Origin of the sequence: Bacteroides sp. An19, from assembly GCF_002160215.1 — a bacterium.
GTDB lineage: Bacteria > Bacteroidota > Bacteroidia > Bacteroidales > Bacteroidaceae > Phocaeicola > Phocaeicola intestinalis.
The window spans coordinates 1-18,613 of sequence record NZ_NFKD01000029.1; the positions used below are offsets into that span (position 1 = coordinate 1).

Genomic DNA, 18,613 nt, shown 5'->3' on the forward strand with positions numbered 1-18,613 from the left:
CTTCTTAATTTCTCCGATAAGTTTGTTGGACAGATACAAATCAATGTATGATTGAAAGGTTCAGTATCTGTTTCAAACTGTCTTCTTTTTACGTTCTCCATATGGAAACCGTACGGTTTTCATATCGAGAACGTACGGTTTTCAATTGGAGAACGTACGGTTTTGAGATGGAAACTATAAAAAGATACCGCTTGGATTGATAATATGACCCAATCAGCAACTTTAACTGTTTTGATTCTTTGATTAATTCAAAACAGTTTCTGAAAGGAGAGATCTTTTGATAATCAGTTTATTGCTTTCCTGATGTGATTTTCGTGAGACATAGTGGTGATTTTCATGAAACTTTTCTAGCCTGCTTTGTAGGGCATGTTAACTTGTACTGACTAACTTTGTTCTTAATATGATGAATATACATTAAAAAGATTGCATTTTGATAAAATATAGTCAATCAGAAATAAATTGCGAAAAATCATTTGTCATGCTGAGTGCCTATTTCCTGCGGAAAACCCATTCGATTATGACAAATTGTAAATTCGTCATTGGTAACGAAGTGAAGCATCTCGGATGCGCCCACGTGGATGTACACGAGATCCTTCACGTTCGTTCAGGATGACAATACAGGATGACAATACATCAAGAATTTTTCGCAAACCAATTTTGTTTTACTATAATAAGTATATTTACGCCCATAAGATACATTTTATTTCTTATTTAATGGGTGAATTTTGTGTTCAGACAAAATAGGTTTAAAATGTAATCTGAAAAAGTGATGTATTATATATTGCATGTTGCCGGCTGTTGTAAATCACTGGCAAGTAGTGATAAATAGACTTTTTGATATTCATTTAGGATATTTTGATACTGTGCTAATAGGCTTTTGATACATCTTTCCGGACTTTTTGATATAAGATATAGAAGTCGGAGATTGGTTAAGTTTTTGATTTGTGCTAGTTTTGAAATGCATTTGAGTAATGTGGGCTTATTGCTAAAAATAATTTTATGAATTGAATAAAACAGGAATCGGATATGAAACAAAATATCGTATCACCTCAAGCGATGATAGTTGGAGAAGGAGCTTATGCTGTCAATGAACTTCATTTAAGCATAGAAGATGCCTCGGAACAGAATCTGTTTATTTACCGTTATGCCGCCGGAGCACAATTCAATGTCAGCCGGAAGCTGCAGAATAATGTGATTTGTGGATTGGTGGCATTGACGGAAGATCCTTCTTCGCCAGGAGATATGATGTTGGCTCCGAATGCTACCCTTATAAATAAAGGTGTCATTGACATTCATTTCAAAGAATTGTATGCTGCTCATATTCGGAATGCACAGCGGTGTGGGGATGCTTATCAGGTAGATGCCTTGCGTGGGTATGCAATGGCTGCAGGTGCAAATTCGGTATTGATAAACGAAGGTGTCATTAATGTCTATATGGATCATGACGCCGATGCCGAGACTACGATGTATTGTTGTGCCATGTGGGCGGAAGCTGATTCGATGTTGGTTAATAAAGGCGAAATTCATTTCTATGGCAATGGTTCCTGGCAAGCATTGGTGCGTGGTGTAGGAGGTGTAGCCGACCATTTGCATGTGGTGAATGAAGGACTGATTACGGTAGATGTGGAACGTGCTTTCCAAACCCGTGTGTTACATACAGCCGGTATGTATGGTTCGCTTTGGAATAAAGGGCGTATTGAAGTGCGTGTGGCCGGACGTGTGATGACGATGGGAAGCGTGACAGGTACACAAATGCTTAATGACGGTGAAATTTATGTTACTTCATTGGCCACTTTGATTGAAGGGAAGATTCCTTATTTATTTAATTTCCCACCAATGGCCACGGGTATGTATGAGCATTTCCGTCCGGGTGCTTTATTGCCGAGTCCGATAGTCAATAGGGGAGTGATTAAGGTGCATTTGATAGGTAGCAAAGCTTCTGGTCCTGATGCGATTGCTTTCGGATTTTATTATCAGATGGAAAATAAAGATAATGGGGAAACTCCAGTTCGTTTCGTTTCCAATGAAGGGACAGTGGAAGTAACTCAAGAAGGGCCTGTGAATTATGTAACGGGAGAATTGGGCGTGAACATGCAGTTGAAAGAAGACAATCCGGTGAAGTTGAAAATCGGTACGTGGAAAACGCACAGCCGTGACTTCTCGCAGACACACGACTTGTTCGTGTGCCAAAGTGCGTGTTTTGACTTATCGGAGCTAAACTTAATATTGGAGGATGGAGGTGTACGGCCTGATGTATCTGAATTGGTTTATCAGCTTCCTGTTGCTTTGCATCGGGGTGACACATGTATAATCAGTAAGTAAGAATTTATGTTATACAATTAAAATGCAGAAAATTATGGACAACAAGATGGTGATTAATCACAAAGAAGTAGAAAAAGTAGATATGGGTAAAGGTGTAATCCGTCAAGATTTCGCCATGGGCAAGAATCTGAATGTATTGCACTGGAATATGTCTGACCAAAGTGTGGTAGGTATGCATACGCATCCGCAGGAACAATTCGGATATGTCATCAAGGGTGGTTTCCGCCTTACGATTGGCGATAAGGAATACGAACTGAAAGAAGGTGATGCTTATTTGGTTCCCGCAGATGTGCCTCATGGTTTTGTAGCTATCGGTGAGACAGAAGCCATTGATGTGTTCGCTCCAGTCAAGACGGTTTTTCCGTGGGATAAATAAGCATGAGTATCGGACCAAAACAGTTGATTCTCGATGAAAAAATTTATTGGATTATGGTTTTGGGGCATATTGCTGTTTGCCATATCGTCTTGCTCGGAGGATGAAGAGCCTGCATTCGTTCCGGAAGGAGAGGAAGAAATATTGATAACGGGCGAGTCGGGTGCTACGGTGGTCAATACGAAAGATATTGTCTTGGGGGTGAGCGAGGACGATGTGGTATTCGAAATGACTTCCACTATTCTGACGACAAGTGGCCGTGTGACGGAGACAACGCTTAATTGTTGCGCTATGGCTGGCATTAACTTTACGGATAATGGCGGGATGCTTGCAATGGATACGTTGAATACGGTAGAGGATGTAGTGCTTATCAACCGGGGAACCATTACCATTCATACCAAAGACTTAGTGGAACGGTATAAGGACCAGATTCAGACTCCGGATGACCCGGAACGTCCTTATACTTATCTTCGTTTGATCGCCATGTTTGTCGGAACGAATAGTACGATTATTAATGAAGGGGTCATCAATGTGTATTTTGACCATGATCCGTCTGTGACTTCTACGATTTATGTCATGGGAATGAACGGAGGCGGAAACTCATCGATGATTAATAACGGCGAAATTCATTTTTATGGAAACGGTTCTGTAGCTACCCGTTTGCGTGGTATGGCAACATTCGGTAATAGCATTTCCGCATTCAATAACGGTGTCATGACCGCAGAATTGGATATGTGTGAAGACGCGCGTATGATTACTACGGGCGGTACTAAATCGAATGTGATAAACGATGGTACGATGCAGATGCGGTTGCCTGGTTATATACTTTGCATGACCCGTTACGGGGATTCTAATTTGATAAACAATGGTGTGGTTGACTTGACCATGGTTGACCTTCCTGAAGGATATACCGCTGTGGGCAACGCTGAGAATCCTGTCGTTTGTGCGATGTACGACCCTTTGTCGGGCGGACGTACGCAGATGCCTTCTTTGGTGAACCGGGGCAGTATCAGCATTGCCATTGAAGGAAGTGAACGCTCTAATTCGGTAAGTCAAGGTTATGGCATGTATTGTGACTTGATGGGTGCCGGCGGTGGAGATTTGCAGGTGAATGTCATCAATGATGGAAGCATCGAAGTGTCGCAAAGTGGTCCGGTAGATTTCAGGATGGCAGAGGCTGGATTCATTACCCGTCCTGCGGTAAGAGAAGAAACTTGCTGCATAAAGCTGGGACGTTGGAATACGACGTTACGCGATTTTTCCCAGACTCAGGATTTGTTTTACGGTCAAGGTGTCAATATGGATTTTGGCGGAGGAGAATTGCTGTTGAAGAAAGGAGAAGATTATGTGGACGGAACTTCTTACAGTGTAGCTCCGGAAGCATTGCTTTATAATGGAGGAAGAACGATGTTCCGTTATGAGTATTCCGGATATGAAAACTTTGAGATAAAAGCAGCTGATGAAAGCAATGTTAATCTGACATGGGATAAAGAAAATAATCAGGTGTCTTTGTCTGACAAATAAAACAGAAAATAGAATATGGAAAATATAGTAAGAAAAAGTGTCCGTGTAGGGAGCGCAGGGTATTATGTCAACCGTGAACATCTGGTTATCACTAAGCCAGAGGCAGGTAATGTAGCAGATATTACTGAGCAGGCGATTGCCGCCGGTAAAGTGCTTAAGGGGCGTAATATTGTTCTGTATGCTTTGGCGGCATTGATGGATGATGAAGAAAATCCGGGACAGCAGCGTTTGGCTCCGAATGCGACTTTGATAAATGAAGGCGTCATCGAGATACATATGCATGACATTGTTGACGCTTATAAGGCGCAAGTAAAAGCTACGCCTGATGACCCGAACGGAACATATCGTTTCGTGAAATGTTTTGCCATGGCTGCCGGTAAGGATTCGACCATTATCAACGAGGGAATTATCCGGATTTATTTCGATCAGGAGAAGGATTTGGAAACGGCTGTATATGGAGAAACGTTGTTGGCGGGTGAGAATTCGACGGTTATCAATAATGGGACTATCGAATTGTTGGGTAACGGTTCATTCGATACACAGACTCGTGTCATCGCTCTTCCGGTCAATAATGTGACCATCATCAATAACGGGAAAATCAATGTGGATGTCGAGAAGGCTTCTACCGTCCGTGTGTTGGCTACAACAGGTATTGGCGGAACGATTGCCAATTATGGTTCTATCCGAATCAATTCGACAGGAAGAATCATGACGATAGCCCGTTTTGCCAATACGCATTTGATTAATGCCGGAGATATTGATATTGTTTCGCGTGCGCATTTCATTGTTAATAAGGTGTCGTTCTTGTACCAATCTTATCCTTTGGCATGTGCTTTTTATGAACATTCATTGCCGAATACCCAGCTTGTTCCTCCTTTGGTCAATAAGGGTACGGTGAAGATTCATTTGGAAGGAAGCGAGGCTTCTACTCCGAAGGCGGTTGCGTTCGGTATCTATAGCGAGATGGTAGGCAAGGAAGAACATATTCATCGCATGGAAAATACCGGCTCGATTACGGTGTCAAAGTCGGGTCCCTATGATTTTCTGGTAGCGGAAGTGGGCGTAAACGCTCAGTCGGCTAAAGATTTTCCGTATCATGTAGAGATAGGCGAATGGCATACGGAAGCCCGGAACTTTACAGAAACGAAAGATTTGTTTGTCTGCAATAGCGGAATCTTTGATTTCGCGCATACTCGTTTGACACTGACGGGAGATAATGCCGTGCCGGATGTAAAAGCTGAAAGCTTGGTTTATCAGCGTGACGAGGCGATGCAACGTGGCGATACCTTCCAAGTTCTGAATGCGGATAAATTGGTTATTACAAAATAAGAGTGTTAAAAAAGCAGGTTTTTCCCCTGTATGTTTAATTTTAAATACCTATTGAGATTATGGCAAAGAAAGTTTTAATTATTGCAACGAATTATGGTTCATGGGGTGAGGAATTGCAGGCTCCGTGGGATGCATGTAAGAAAGCTGGTTTTGAAGTGACTTTGGCTACTCCGCAAGGAAAGAAACCGCTTCCTTTCCAAATCAGTGTAGACCCTGATTTTGTAGACGGTGTACAGAATATCAAGACTAATCCGAAAGAAGTTTGCGACCGCTGCAAGGAATTGGTAGATGGTGAAGAATGGGCACATCCGTTGAAATTCTCAGAAGTAAACATGGCTGATTATGACGCGATTGCTTTGACTGGCGGTCCGGGTGCTATGTTGGATATGTGTAATTGCTGGGAATTGCATAAGCTGATTATGGATGCTTATAAGAGCGGTAAGATTGTGGCTGCATTGTGCTATGCCGTTTCTACATTGGTATTCCTCCGCGACCCGGAAAATGATTATAAGTCGATTGTGTATGGCAAGAAGATTTGTGCTCATCCACGTGCATGGGATTTCTATGGTCCGGGTATGGCTATGTCATACGAATTGTATGGTGCAACTCCTGATAACTGCGGTACGAATGTGATTACTCCGGGATTCTTGTGGCCTATCGAAGATTTGGTTCGTGACGCAGTAGGTCCTAACGGCGCTTGTATAGCACGTATCAATGCAAGTCGTGAAGACCCGCAAGTTTATTATGATCATCCGTTTATTACCGGTACTTCGGTAGAATCATCTATCGCATACGGTGATATGATTGTGAAAGTGTTGAATTCTCTTAAATAATAATTATAAGGAGAGTCATGTGTGGGGTTAATTCCGCACATGACTTATTCCTTTTTTAAATCCAAAAGCAAAATGCCGGCAATAATAATTCATAGCATTGAGATGACCGACGAGCAAAAGAAGATTGTAGCCGATAAGTTCATCTCTACCTTTTCCGAAGTAAGCGGAGTGCCCAAAGACCGTATTTATCTTTTTTTTAACGGATACGGTTTGAACGAGGCAGCTACAGGCGGAAAATTATTTTCTGAAAATCCTCCTAAAAGCGCGAAAGCAAAGTTTAACGAGGATGAGTGGGCTGATAAACAGAAGTAAAACTAACATATAATAAAAAGGATTTATTATGGATGTAAACCAAACCATCGTAAAAGCACTGGAAGATATCGGCGTGAGCTATGTATTTGGAGGGAGCGGACAGGTAAACGCCTCTATGTTGTTGGCTCTGCGCGATTCGAAAAAAATAAAGACCGTTATTATCCGCAATGAGCAGGCGGCGTCGTTCATGGCATGTGGCTACACTATGTTTAACCCGAATAATTTGGGTGTGTGCTTTGCGACGGGAGGTCCGGGTGCGTTTAATTTGTTCTCAGGCATGGCGGTAGCATTATCCGATTCGTTGCCCATATTGGCTATAACAGGATATACTTCAATGGGACAACGGGGAAAAGGTGCGTTGAACGAGTCTACAGGATTGAGTCGTACGCCTGATTCGCAGGTGATGTTTTCGGCTACGACCAAAAAATCGTATGTATTGGAGCGGGCAGAAGATACGTGTGATATCTTGGAAGACGCTATAAATACAGCATTCGACGGGCGTCCGGGACCGGTGCATATCCATATACCGAAAGATGTGACTACGGCAGAAGTAACCAATTTCCGCCCGATTAACATCCGTGTAAAAGCGGTTAAGGCAACGGAAGAAGCTCTGCAAAAAGCGGCGGATGCATTGGCTGATGCAATCAGTAAGAATAAGAAAGTGCTGGCGATGATTGGTTATGGTTGCGTGCGTAGTGAGGCATCCGGCGAATTGCTCCAATTAATAGAAAGGTATCAAATACCGTTTGTCCAGACAATGGATGCCAAAGGATTATTGCCGGAGAATCATCCTTTGTGTTTAGGCATGTATGGAACATCGGGTGACAAGGCGGCTAATACGTATTTTCAGGAGGCGGAAGTCGTGCTCGCAATGGGAAATTCGTTCGCTCAAAATGCTACATTCTCATTCCAACCGGATTTATATGCGAATAAACAGTTGATTCATGTGAATATTGATCCGGCTGAAATCAATAAAGTGTATAAAGCTGATGTAGCGGTGGTAAGCGATATCAAATTGGCACTTCAGGAGTTATTGCCTTTATTGGAGAAACGTGATTTGCCCTCCTTGCAAATCGGTGCATTGCCCAACGGGCATTATTATGAGGAACCGGTGCATACAGATGCCCAACGGATTTTTCCGGGAGATATCGTCCGTGTCTTGTCTCAGAATCTGCCAGACAATGCCATTGTAATGGGTGATGCCGGTTCGCACATGTTGTGGTTGAGCTGTTATTTGCAGTTGAATAAGAATCAGCGCTATCAGAATCCGGGAAGTTTCGGACCTATGGCAAGCCATACGAACGGCTGCTTGGGAGTGAAATGCGCTAATCCGGATAAAGTGGTGATTGCAGGCGTGGGTGATGGATGCTATCAGATGGCAGGATTCGAATTGATGACTGCAGTGCAATATAACATTCCTGTTATTTGGATTATATTCAATAACAGTGAATTTAATATCATCAAGAAGTTCTTGCTGAATATGTATAATGACGAGGCATATATGCAGTTTGAGAATCCGGATTTTGTGAAGTATGCCGAAGCATGTGGAGCGAAAGGATATAGGGTAGAAAAATTGGAAGAATTCTTGCCGGCGTTGCAGGATGCCATCGCGTTGAACAAGCCTTGCATTATTGATGTGTTGGTAGATAGTGAAGTGTATCCGCCTTTCAGTTTGGGAAGGGTATAAATAAAAAATGCATGTCCGTAATGAACCGGAGCAATGATGTGCAAAATGAATATATACTGACTTTGCCAAGTCAGTTATCTTCGTGGGCTGTAGCAGTTAACTGGAATTGCTTATGAAGTATATATTCATTTTCCGGACATATTAATCAGGTTGAATACGGACATTCATGGCACGGAAAATTCTTTTGCCGGATCGGACAAATATTTATTCTACCATATCTTTCCTGAATGATAATGCCGGTTCATCATCGGCACATGTGTTTGGCAGAAAGTTGTTTATCAATGATGCTTTGTCGTTACAATGCGGATAAGCCTTCGTATATAGGAGGCGTGGTGAATTATCTGCGCTTGAGTGTGACTGTAGGCAAGCCTGTCCGCATGTTCTTATAAAAAATGGGAGGATAATTGAATATAAAAATGGAAGAGACAAAGAAATATTCGAAAATGTTGATACCGTCTATTTTATCGGTATCTGTGCTTACTATTATGGCACCTACGGCGGTATCTCCTGCCTTGGCTGCTATACGGGATGCATTCCCGCATATTTCGGAAACACAAGCCAAGTTGGTTTTAACCTTGCCTACGTTGATAATGATGCCGATAGGATTGTTTTCCGCGCGTCTTACCGCTAAGATAGACAAGAAAAAGCTTTTGCTTACCGGGATGATACTTTTTCTTGTATTTGGTGTGGCTGGAGGTTTTGTGAACGATTTCCGGCTTTTGTTGTTAATGCGTTTGTTTTTCGGAATAGGTCTAGGCATTATGACTCCTTTATCCACTTCACTGATATTTGATTTTGCTCCGGATACCAATAAACGTAGCAAGCTTTTGGGCTTACAAGGCTCTTTTAACCAGTTGGGCGGTTTGCTTTTTATGAGTTTGTCGGGTGTGTTGGCAAGTATTTCGTGGCGTTATTCGTTCTTGTGTTACGCCTTTGTGGTTATATCAATCGTATTGACCACTTTGTTTATGCCTTCTATTCCACCGTTGGCTTCCCCCAAAAATGCTGCAGGTGGTGCAGGCAGGAAAACGGGAATGAATAAGAAGATATTTGTTTTAGCGTTTTTTGCCATGATGATATTTGCTTGTTATTTTGTGATAAATACCGACTTGGCGTTGTTTATGGACGTGGAGGGTATCGGCAATGCGAAAGAGTGTGGCTATGCGCTTTCTCTGATGCGTATCCCGGCGATTATTGCCGGTGTGTTGTTGGCTTGGATTATGCGGAATCTGAAAGACTGGACCATGCCTTTTGCCACGGTGATAATGGCGGCAGGATATGTCATTATCGCTTGCTCTCATTCGTATGGCGTCTTGATGGCAGGATGTTTGGTCGTGGGGCTTGGCGGCGGCTTTGCTTTGCCTCCCATTTCTCTTTTCTTGCCGCGCATTGTCACTCCGCGCCAGCGGACTTTAGGAGTAGCTATTATCATGTCGGTGGCTCAAGTGGGACAATTTGTGTCTCCGCTTTATACGGACTTGTTTGTAGATAATTCGATGGATGGTTCTGGTAGAATGCGTTTTATTGTGTGTGCCGTTACTTCTGTGATAATCGGTTTTTTGGTGGTGGCATTTGCTCATACTTTGCCGAAAAAACCACTAGAAAATTGAATATTTACGAAGTGAGGTAGAAAGAATTTAAAGGTATAAATTATTAGAATGAATAAGATATGGCAATTAAAATTTTAAGCGTAGACGATGAACAGGACTTGGAAATACTGTTGACCCAGTATTTTCGTCGGAAAATCCGCAAGGGTGAATACGAGTTCACCTTTGCGCATAATGGTTTGGAAGCCTTGCAATTGGTGTTGGAAAAGAAAGACTTTGATATTATTTTGAGTGATATCAATATGCCCGAAATGGATGGGCTTACTTTGTTGACCCGCATCAACGAGATGAGGAATCCGGCATTGAAATGCATTATGGTGTCGGCATACGGCGATATGGACAACATCCGTTCGGCGATGAACAACGGTGCATTTGATTTCGCTACTAAACCGATTGATTTGGATGATTTGTCACGCACGATAGAAAAGGCGATTGAGCAAATAAATTTTGTCAGAGAATCGCAGAATGAACATGATCAGTTGGAGTCTATTAAAAATGATTTAGCGGTGGCTGGTGAGATTCAGCAGGCTATATTGCCTCGTAAATTTCCGCCATTCCCTAAGTTGGCTGATGTTGTTGACATTTATGCCTCAATGACTCCGGCGAAAGATGTGGGTGGAGATTTCTACGACTTTTTCCAGATAGACGAAGAACGAATCGGCTTTGTAATAGCCGATGTATCGGGGAAAGGTGTCCCGGCATCCTTGTTTATGGCAGTAAGCCGGACGTTGATTCGTGCTACAGGCATCAGGGGAGTCCCTTCTCATGAATGCATCAATTATGCTAATAAATTGTTGTGTAACGAAAGTCTTGACTCAATGTTTGTAACGGTCTTTTATGGTATTTACAATATCAAGACCGGCGAGGTGGACTATACGAATGCAGGGCACAATCCTCCGTATTTATTGCGTAAGAATAATACCGTAGAACCATTACCGCTTTCCAAGAATTTCATCGTAGGCGTATTTGATGATTTTGTCTATACAAATTCGAGCTTGACTTTGGAGCCGGGAGACACGTTGATTCTCTACACCGATGGTGTGACAGAAGCCTTTAATGAAAACCGGGAAATGTTTTCGGAAAGCGGATTAGAGAAAACCTTGAAGAGTGTACCGGGTGCAGGGAGCGAAGAAATAGCGGAAGCTATTTTGGAAGACTTGAAGGATTTTGTTGGGAACGAACCTCAAAGCGATGACATTACGATGTTGATATTGAAACGATTGAAATAACACATGTAGTACAATAAAAGACCTTTTTTTATGAAAGACAATTTTAAAGTATTCAAACCTGCCGATAAGATGCAGTTTGAATTTACAGATCTGATTGCCGGATATGTAAGCGATTTTAATGAAAGTGAGAAATGTTTTACGTTGACAACAACAGATAAACGTTCTTTCCCTGTATTGTTAACAGATACTACATTTGCGCGTTTGATGCGTAATTTGGACGAACCTTACCAGGATGCTACTGGTAATCTTTATCAGCTTTTGTCTCAAAATGGCCGTATGGCTTTTGTCTTTGGTATTTTCTATCCCCAACATGACGGGCAGTATACATTTGAAGCAAAACAGATAGATTTTCCGGAAAGAGAATTAGGTAAGTTCCGTTTTGAAGAATCAAACTGGTGGGCTAATCAGGCAAAAAGTATCTGTAACTTTTTTGTCCGTGCGCAGTTCGGTGATGGTGAAATCGATTATGAAAAATACCGTACGGCGGTAAGCCTGGGCGGCAAACGGGAAGTGAACTCTTTCCGCCAGGAAACCGATACGATTTCACGTATGATTTACGGTATGGCTTCCGCTTTTATGCTGACCGGAGAAGACATTTTCTTGGAAACAGCTGAAAAAGGTGTGGAATACTTGAAAAAACACATGCGTTTCTACGATGTAGATGAGAATGTGGTTTATTGGTATCATGGCATTGACATTGATGGGGACAAAGAAAAGAAAATCTTTACTTCTGAGTTTGGCGATGATTACGATGCCATCCCGATGTATGAGCAGATTTATGCATTGGCTGGTCCGATTCAGACTTACCGTGTGAACGGTGACCCTTCTATTTTGCGCGATGCTGAATTGACTATCGACCTTTTCGAACGTTTCTTCAAGGATAAGAAAGGAGAAGGATATTATTCGCATATAGACCCGGTATTGTTGAGTCCGGACAGTTCAAGCCTTGGCCCGAACCGGAAGCGTAAGAACTGGAACTCTGTAGGTGATCATGCTCCTGCTTATTTGATTAACTTGTATCTGGCTACTGAGGAAAAGAAATACAAGGATTTCTTGGAATATACAGCCGATACTATCACTACACATTTCCCGGATTATGAGAATAGCCCGTTTGTAAATGAGCGCTTTATGGACGATTGGAGTCATGACCTGACATGGGGATGGCAACAAGACCGTGCGGTAGTGGGGCATAATCTGAAGATTGCATGGAACTTGATGCGTATCAATAGCATCTGCCCGAAGAAATCGTATGAAGAATTTGCCCAGCATATTGCAGAGGTCATGCCTCAAGTAGGTTTGGACGTACAGCGTGGCGGTTGGTATGATGTGATGGAACGCCGTTTGCATGGCAATCAAGAATATTATCGTTTCGCATGGCACGACCGTAAGGCATGGTGGCAACAGGAGCAGGCGATTTTGGCATACGAGATTCTGTATGGTATCTATGGCAAAGAGGAATATTTGAAATATGCACGTGAATCAGCTGCCTTCTATAATACTTATTTCCTTGACCATGAAGACGGAGCCGTTTATTTCAATGTATTGGCTAATGGCTTGCCTTACCTGCTGGGTACGGAACGTAAGAAGGGAAGCCACTCGATGAGTGCTTACCATTCAGTAGAATTAGCTTATCTGGCAGCTACTTATACCAATTTGCTGAATACCAAGAAACCGTTGACCTTATATTTCAAACCTATGGTAAATGGTTTCAAGGATAATGTATTGCGTGTACAACCCGATATCTTGCCTGTAGGAAGCGTGAAATTGCAGGAAGTATGGATTGACGGACGGGAATGGAAGAATTTCGATGCAGATAAGTTGACCATACAGCTGCCTGCCGTAGAATATCGTCCGAAAGTCAAAGTCGTTATTGTTCCTAAAGATTGAAAAAAGATGAGTGCGGAAGTTCATAAAGTAGGTTCTGTGTTGGACGCTTCATCCAGCAAAGAAGAACAGCAAGTCATATTGTCTATTTTGGATGAAAACAAAAGTGTGATTTTGGACTTGTCTGAATGTAAGTATGTATCGAGTGCCGGATTGCGTGTCATGCTTTATGCTTATAAAGTAGCTGCATCCAATGGCTTGAATGTGTACTTGGTAGGTGTATCTAAAGAGGTGAGGGAAGTAATGGCTATTACAGGCTTCGAACATTTCTTTAAATACTTCGATACAGTAGAAGAGTGTCAAACTCAAATAGGGTAAGTATGCAGCGAGTAGATTTATTTCCGACGCATGAATATAAAGGATTGAAATTGCGTACAGGGCGTCCTTATCCTTTTGGAGCTACGGTAATGGGAAATGCCGTCAATTTTTCGGTCTATTCCCGTTACGCTACGGCTTGTACGTTGGTTCTTTTCCATAATCATGAACCGGAACCGTTTGTCGAAATACCTTTCCTGAAGGAATTCAAGATGGGAAATGTATTCTCGATGATGGTTTTTGATTTGGATTTCGAGAACATTGAATACGGCTATCGGATGGATGGTCCATGGAATCCGGAAGAAGGGCATCGTTTTGATAAGACGAAAATCTTGATGGACCCGTATGCCAAGCTGATTGCAGGACGTGACGTATGGGGTGCCCAGCCCGATTGGGACAATGTATACCAATACCGTGCCCGTGTGGTTTGTGATGACTTTGATTGGGAAGACGACCTTCCCTTGGAAACGCCGGTGAATGAATTGGTCATTTACGAAATGCATATCCGTAATTTCACTTGTGGCGCAAATGCGAATGTGAAACATCCCGGGACCTTTGCCGGCATAGCCGAAAAGATTCCTTATTTGAAGGAGTTAGGCGTGAATTGCGTGGAATTGATGCCGATTCATGAGTTTGACGAATTTGAGAACAGCAAGCCTTCTCCGGTTGACGGGCATATGCTTTACAACGTATGGGGATATAGCAATGTAGGCTTCTTTGCCCCTAAAGCCGCATACGCATCTACCGGGCGTTTCGGTATGCAGGTGGATGAATTGAAAAATCTTATCAAGCAACTTCATGCGAATGGCATTGAAGTTATCCTGGATGTGGTTTTCAACCATACGGCAGAAGGGAATGAGAATGGTCCTTATATCTCGTATCGGGGTATTGATAATAAGACTTATTATATGCTGACACCGGATGGATATTATTTCAATTTCAGCGGGTGCGGAAATACGTTGAATTGCAATAACCCCAATGTGCGGGATATGATTGTAGAAAGCTTGCGTTATTGGGTAACCGATTATCACGTGGATGGATTCCGTTTCGATTTGGCGGCTATCTTGGGACGTGACCAGAATGGATGTCCGATGCCTAATCCGCCTTTGCTGGAGTCATTGGCTCATGACCCTATTTTGGGTAAAACCAAATTGATAGCTGAGGCATGGGATGCCGGAGGCTTGTATCAGGTAGGTGCATTTCCTTCATGGGGGCGCTGGGCGGAATGGAACGGGAAATACCGGGATAGCATCCGCAGGTTCCTGAAAGGTGACGAACATGTATTGGGCGATGTGAAAGAACGTATCGCAGGTTCAGCCGACTTGTATGCCTCTCAAAACCGGGGCATTAAGGCAAGTGTGAACTTTATTACAGCCCATGACGGATTTACATTGATGGATCTTGTATCGTATAATGGCAAGCACAATGAAGCGAATGGCGAGGACAACCGGGATGGAGAAGACAATAACAATAGCTGGAATTGCGGCTGGGAAGGCGAATGTGAAGATGCGGGAATCAATTACCTGCGTCATAAACAGATAAAGAATGCAATATCCTTGTTGATGGTAAGCCAGGGTATTCCGATGATATTATCGGGTGACGAAATGGGGAATACCCAATATGGAAATAACAATGCTTATTGTCAGGATAATGAAATCGGATGGATCGACTGGACGAATCTGCAGAAGAATGAGGACATTTATAATTACTTCCGTAAGATTATCCGCTTCCGTCAGGCTCATAAAGCATTGCGTTTCGAATATCATTTCGGGCATTGTGATTACCGTAATCTGGGATATCCCGATTTCTCATGGCACGGTGTAAAAGCATGGCGTCCTGATACCGGATATAACAATCTGACCGCAGCCTTTATGCTGAACGGGCGGTATGCGGAGACAGACGGAGTGCCTGATGATTTTATTTATGTAGCCATGAATATGCATTGGGACATGCATGGGTTCGAACTCCCGCAATTGCCCGAAGGCATGGCATGGCATGTATTTGCCAATACGGAAATGGCTGCTCCGGACGATATTTGCGAACCGGGAGAAGAGTGTATGATTGAAAACCAGCAGGAAATCCTGGTAGGGCCGCGTTCTATCATGATTTTGGTTGGGAAATAGAAAACTGTAAATAGTAAATTGTAAAATTATAAATTAAAAAGATATGGATAATCAATTTGTAATCAATCAGGAAGGTAATACCTTGACTATCGTTTTAGGTGACCAGCTTACTACAGGCAATGCTCCTGCCCTTATGGAAGAATTGAACGGATACAAAGGCAAGGGCATAGAAAAAGTTGTCTTTGATGCCACCAAGCTGGCTTATATTGCCAGTAGCGGTATACGTACCATTATTTTTGCCAAGCAGAAATTGGGCGGAAACCCTGTAATTGAGTTTGTGAATTGCGCTGCTGATATCCGTAGCGTGTTTGAAATGACAGGTCTGCAGAACTACATTTCTTTCGTAAGCAAGTAAGCAGGTAATGCTATGAAAGAATTGGTTTTCAAGCCTATTGCAGGCAGAACGGAAGAAATCATTGATGCCATCCTCCAGACCGGGGAGGTGGCATCATGCACCAAGGAATTGTATGCCATTCATCTGGTTTGCGAGGAACTGGTGGTCAATGTGGTAAGTTATGCTTACCCTGAAGGCGTGGAAGGTTATCTGAAGATTCAGATAGAGAAGGCCGACGGATGCATCACGCTGAAGTTTATTGATGGAGGTGTGCCGTTCAATCCGTTGGAAAGGGATATGCCGGATGTTTCTCTTCCGCTGGAAGAACGCCAGATAGGGGGACTTGGAATCTTCCTTACGGTTCAGATGATGGATAAAGTGTCGTATGAACATGTAGGTAATGAAAATATATTGACTATCAAGAAAAAGATTGATGATGAAAAATAAGATAGGAATACTTATAGAAAGCGATTTCTATGAAAATGAAATCTTCTATTATCAGTTCCGTTTCAAGGAAGCCGGGTATGAGGTTCATTTTCTGTCCCGTCTTTGGGGCAACGAGGGCATTACGTTTAGCGGGCATGAATTCAGGGCACCGTTTTATTGTAATGAGAGCTTTGAGGCGCTTGATGATGAGGCTCTTAATGATTATGCAGCTATTATCGTGCCTGCAGGTATGGTGTCAGACCGTCTTCGGTATACCGAAGATGTGACGAAGCTTCCTCCTGCATGTGTGTTCTTGCAAAAAGTATTTGCGCGCAAGGACATCGTTAAGGGAGTGATTTGCCACGGCTTGTGGTTGTTCTCTCCTGTAGCCGAACTGGTGAAAGGAAGAAAGATGACCGTGCATAATAATCTGTTGGGCGATGCCAAGAACTATGGTGTAGAGTATGTTGATGCAGATGTTGTGATCGACGGAGACTTGGTTTCGGCGCGCACCGGAGGGCATTGTTATTTGCTGGCTTCCGAGATATTGAAAGCGTTGGCAAGCAAATAAAACCTATTAAAAGGGGACGTTTCTTTTGTCCGCAAGTGTGGGTATGTCGTAAGGCCGGCTTGTTGCTGGTAAAAACGCATATACTTGCATGGGCGGACGGAGATAGTTCCATCGGACGGCGGAACTGGCTTCATAAGCCATCGGAGCCAGTTTCGTTTTCTTTGTTAAATGATATATACTGAAATTCGAAGTGAAAAAGCATGGTTGGCATATCTTGAGTGTTTTTCTTCTCGTTGTGGTGGTGATATTGGGATATTTCAATATCGGCTTATCCCGGCGGGTGGATGCTTTACGGGCTCAGCTGGATGAGTATAAGGAAAAAGAAGGTAAGTCGTATGTGGTGGAACGTATCAGCAAACAGATGGAAGACATAGCTTATCAGCAAAAAGATATTTCCGAGAAGCAACGCGAAGAAGCGGTATTCCAGATGGGAGTGGCCGAGCAGATGCGCATACGTGCCGAAGAAGAGCAGAAAAAGGCGGAAGCTTTTTCCCGCAATGCGGTTGAAGCTAGAAATATGGCGGAGAACCAGCGTGAGCTTGCCGTACAACAACAACTTCGTGCCGAATATGCAAGGAATGTGGCTGATACGTTGAGCAATGTGGCATTGGGACGTGCTTTGGCTTTGCTTTCCAATGTGCAATACAGGGCTGGCAATAAAGATGTGGCGGCTTTGCTTGCGTATGCTTCGTGGAAATATACATCCGAGTATAAAGGAAATGTGTATCAGCCTGTTATTTTTAATGCCTTGGGACAGACCAGTGAAAGTTTTGTGTCCAGGAATCTCCATAAGGGAGGTGTCACGAAGATAGTTCAGTCTTCGGACGGTAAAAACAGTTATGTCTCGGTGAGTAACTATGGAGAGGTGAACCGATGGCGTTATGATGAGGGATTTGCTGGGAATGAAGTGTTGTTCAGCAATCCGGAGTATAGTTTCAGAGATGTTTATTGGGATGAAAATAATGTGGTGTATGCCTTGTCATACGATGGGAGGATGCTTGTCATAAACGGGAAATCGGCAGAGACCTTTCTCTTGCCGGAAGATAACGGGTGGATGAGGATTGTTCCTTTCGGCGACGGACAGCTGCTTTTGGCTTCGGCTATGCACCTTTATATATATGATAAGAAGGAGGACCGGATAAAGAAAACCATTTCTCTATCAGAACCTCTTGCCGCTTTGGGATGTAAAGAAAACCAATGGTTGGCATTCGGTAAGGAAAACGGCTTATGGAGGATAGGGCGTGAAGGGGAACTGGTTCCTCAGGAACATTTTATTAAAGAGCAAGTTACGGCTTTTTCCTGGTCGTCTGACTTGAAAATGGGAGCGGTCGGAGTAGAGAATGGAAATATTTATCTGATAGATGAGACGGGGAATGTGGTAAAATCGCTTGTGGGGCATCGTTCCCGTATAACTCAACTTGAATTTAAAGGGCAATACTTGTTCTCTTCCAGTTATGATTGCACCGTAAGCTTGTGGGACATCAGTGCCAGCAAGCAGGAGGCGGTATCGTTGAAGATTTTATCCGGATGGGTGCATTGCATTTGCATGGCGGAAGATAATACGATATGGACAGGAGATGAGAGTGGAGCAGTGTCGCGTATCATGATTTCTCCCGATGAGATGGCTGCTCTTATCCAAAGCAAACTGAAGCGGGATTTTACCGATGATGAATGGTCGTATTATGTAGGGCGTAATGTTCCCCGCATACGGCTTAAATTAGTAAATAAAATTAAAGATTGAAGA

The 18,613-nt window shown here is 43.0% G+C and carries 16 protein-coding genes; all 16 read left to right on the top strand.

What is annotated here, in order from left to right; all coding sequences use genetic code 11:
* Positions 1-1,026 precede the first annotated feature (1,026 nt).
* The 16 genes from B5F25_RS11585 (at position 1,027) to B5F25_RS11660 (ending at position 18,610) form a co-directional block, all read left to right on the top strand.
* Complete coding sequence (locus tag B5F25_RS11585; protein ID WP_087249704.1) at positions 1,027-2,322, top strand: hypothetical protein; 1,296 nt, start codon at positions 1,027-1,029, stop codon at positions 2,320-2,322.
* A 34-nt stretch (positions 2,323-2,356) separates the two neighbouring features.
* Positions 2,357-2,698: a cupin domain-containing protein gene (locus B5F25_RS11590; protein ID WP_013617834.1), complete on the top strand. Its 342-nt coding sequence runs from the start codon at positions 2,357-2,359 to the stop codon at positions 2,696-2,698.
* Between the two features lie 33 nt (positions 2,699-2,731).
* A complete protein-coding gene (locus B5F25_RS11595; protein WP_087249706.1) occupies positions 2,732-4,219 on the top strand; it encodes a hypothetical protein in 1,488 nt (495 codons plus the stop codon).
* 15 nt (positions 4,220-4,234) lie between these two features.
* Positions 4,235-5,548 (top strand): hypothetical protein, encoded by a 1,314-nt coding sequence (locus B5F25_RS11600; protein WP_087249708.1) that lies wholly within the window; start codon positions 4,235-4,237, stop codon positions 5,546-5,548.
* 59 nt (positions 5,549-5,607) lie between these two features.
* Positions 5,608-6,381 carry a type 1 glutamine amidotransferase domain-containing protein gene (locus tag B5F25_RS11605; RefSeq protein WP_013617831.1) on the top strand — a complete coding sequence of 258 codons (774 nt, stop codon included), beginning with the start codon at positions 5,608-5,610 and terminating at the stop codon, positions 6,379-6,381.
* Between the two features lie 72 nt (positions 6,382-6,453).
* Positions 6,454-6,693, top strand: a complete 240-nt coding sequence (locus tag B5F25_RS11610; protein ID WP_013617830.1) for a hypothetical protein — start codon at positions 6,454-6,456, stop codon at positions 6,691-6,693.
* 28 nt (positions 6,694-6,721) lie between these two features.
* On the top strand, positions 6,722-8,380 hold the full coding sequence (locus tag B5F25_RS11615) for a thiamine pyrophosphate-binding protein (RefSeq protein ID WP_022039556.1): 1,659 nt from the start codon (positions 6,722-6,724) through the stop codon (positions 8,378-8,380).
* 416 nt (positions 8,381-8,796) lie between these two features.
* A complete protein-coding gene (locus B5F25_RS11620; RefSeq protein ID WP_087249710.1) occupies positions 8,797-9,990 on the top strand; it encodes an MFS transporter in 1,194 nt (397 codons plus the stop codon).
* A 59-nt stretch (positions 9,991-10,049) separates the two neighbouring features.
* Entirely contained in the window at positions 10,050-11,216 is a 1,167-nt protein-coding gene (locus tag B5F25_RS11625) for a SpoIIE family protein phosphatase (protein WP_013617826.1), read from the top strand.
* Positions 11,217-11,246: 30 nt separating this feature from the next.
* On the top strand, positions 11,247-13,103 hold the full coding sequence (locus B5F25_RS11630) for an AGE family epimerase/isomerase (RefSeq protein WP_087249712.1): 1,857 nt from the start codon (positions 11,247-11,249) through the stop codon (positions 13,101-13,103).
* 6 nt (positions 13,104-13,109) lie between these two features.
* Complete coding sequence (locus B5F25_RS11635; RefSeq protein ID WP_022039552.1) at positions 13,110-13,418, top strand: STAS domain-containing protein; 309 nt, start codon at positions 13,110-13,112, stop codon at positions 13,416-13,418.
* A 2-nt stretch (positions 13,419-13,420) separates the two neighbouring features.
* On the top strand, positions 13,421-15,538 hold the full coding sequence (gene glgX / locus B5F25_RS11640; RefSeq protein ID WP_087249714.1) for a glycogen debranching protein GlgX: 2,118 nt from the start codon (positions 13,421-13,423) through the stop codon (positions 15,536-15,538).
* 43 nt (positions 15,539-15,581) lie between these two features.
* Positions 15,582-15,893, top strand: coding sequence for an STAS domain-containing protein (locus tag B5F25_RS11645; RefSeq protein ID WP_013617822.1), 312 nt, complete (start codon positions 15,582-15,584; stop codon positions 15,891-15,893).
* 12 nt (positions 15,894-15,905) lie between these two features.
* Complete coding sequence (locus tag B5F25_RS11650; protein ID WP_087207884.1) at positions 15,906-16,319, top strand: ATP-binding protein; 414 nt, start codon at positions 15,906-15,908, stop codon at positions 16,317-16,319.
* Entirely contained in the window at positions 16,309-16,869 is a 561-nt protein-coding gene (locus B5F25_RS11655) for a DJ-1/PfpI family protein (RefSeq protein WP_239473396.1), read from the top strand. The genes B5F25_RS11650 and B5F25_RS11655 overlap by 11 nt, the downstream gene beginning before the upstream one ends.
* A 190-nt stretch (positions 16,870-17,059) precedes the next feature.
* Positions 17,060-18,610, top strand: a complete 1,551-nt coding sequence (locus B5F25_RS11660; RefSeq protein ID WP_140406924.1) for a WD40 repeat domain-containing protein — start codon at positions 17,060-17,062, stop codon at positions 18,608-18,610.
* Positions 18,611-18,613 lie beyond the last annotated feature (3 nt).

Coding starts and splice junctions, on each gene's coding strand:
- B5F25_RS11585 (WP_087249704.1), top strand. CDS start 1,027: ATGAAACAAAATATCGTATCACCTCAAGCGATGATAGTTGGAGAAGGA.
- B5F25_RS11590 (WP_013617834.1), top strand. CDS start 2,357: ATGGACAACAAGATGGTGATTAATCACAAAGAAGTAGAAAAAGTAGAT.
- B5F25_RS11595 (WP_087249706.1), top strand. CDS start 2,732: ATGAAAAAATTTATTGGATTATGGTTTTGGGGCATATTGCTGTTTGCC.
- B5F25_RS11600 (WP_087249708.1), top strand. CDS start 4,235: ATGGAAAATATAGTAAGAAAAAGTGTCCGTGTAGGGAGCGCAGGGTAT.
- B5F25_RS11605 (WP_013617831.1), top strand. CDS start 5,608: ATGGCAAAGAAAGTTTTAATTATTGCAACGAATTATGGTTCATGGGGT.
- B5F25_RS11610 (WP_013617830.1), top strand. CDS start 6,454: ATGCCGGCAATAATAATTCATAGCATTGAGATGACCGACGAGCAAAAG.
- B5F25_RS11615 (WP_022039556.1), top strand. CDS start 6,722: ATGGATGTAAACCAAACCATCGTAAAAGCACTGGAAGATATCGGCGTG.
- B5F25_RS11620 (WP_087249710.1), top strand. CDS start 8,797: ATGGAAGAGACAAAGAAATATTCGAAAATGTTGATACCGTCTATTTTA.
- B5F25_RS11625 (WP_013617826.1), top strand. CDS start 10,050: ATGGCAATTAAAATTTTAAGCGTAGACGATGAACAGGACTTGGAAATA.
- B5F25_RS11630 (WP_087249712.1), top strand. CDS start 11,247: ATGAAAGACAATTTTAAAGTATTCAAACCTGCCGATAAGATGCAGTTT.
- B5F25_RS11635 (WP_022039552.1), top strand. CDS start 13,110: ATGAGTGCGGAAGTTCATAAAGTAGGTTCTGTGTTGGACGCTTCATCC.
- glgX (WP_087249714.1), top strand. CDS start 13,421: ATGCAGCGAGTAGATTTATTTCCGACGCATGAATATAAAGGATTGAAA.
- B5F25_RS11645 (WP_013617822.1), top strand. CDS start 15,582: ATGGATAATCAATTTGTAATCAATCAGGAAGGTAATACCTTGACTATC.
- B5F25_RS11650 (WP_087207884.1), top strand. CDS start 15,906: ATGAAAGAATTGGTTTTCAAGCCTATTGCAGGCAGAACGGAAGAAATC.
- B5F25_RS11655 (WP_239473396.1), top strand. CDS start 16,309: ATGAAAAATAAGATAGGAATACTTATAGAAAGCGATTTCTATGAAAAT.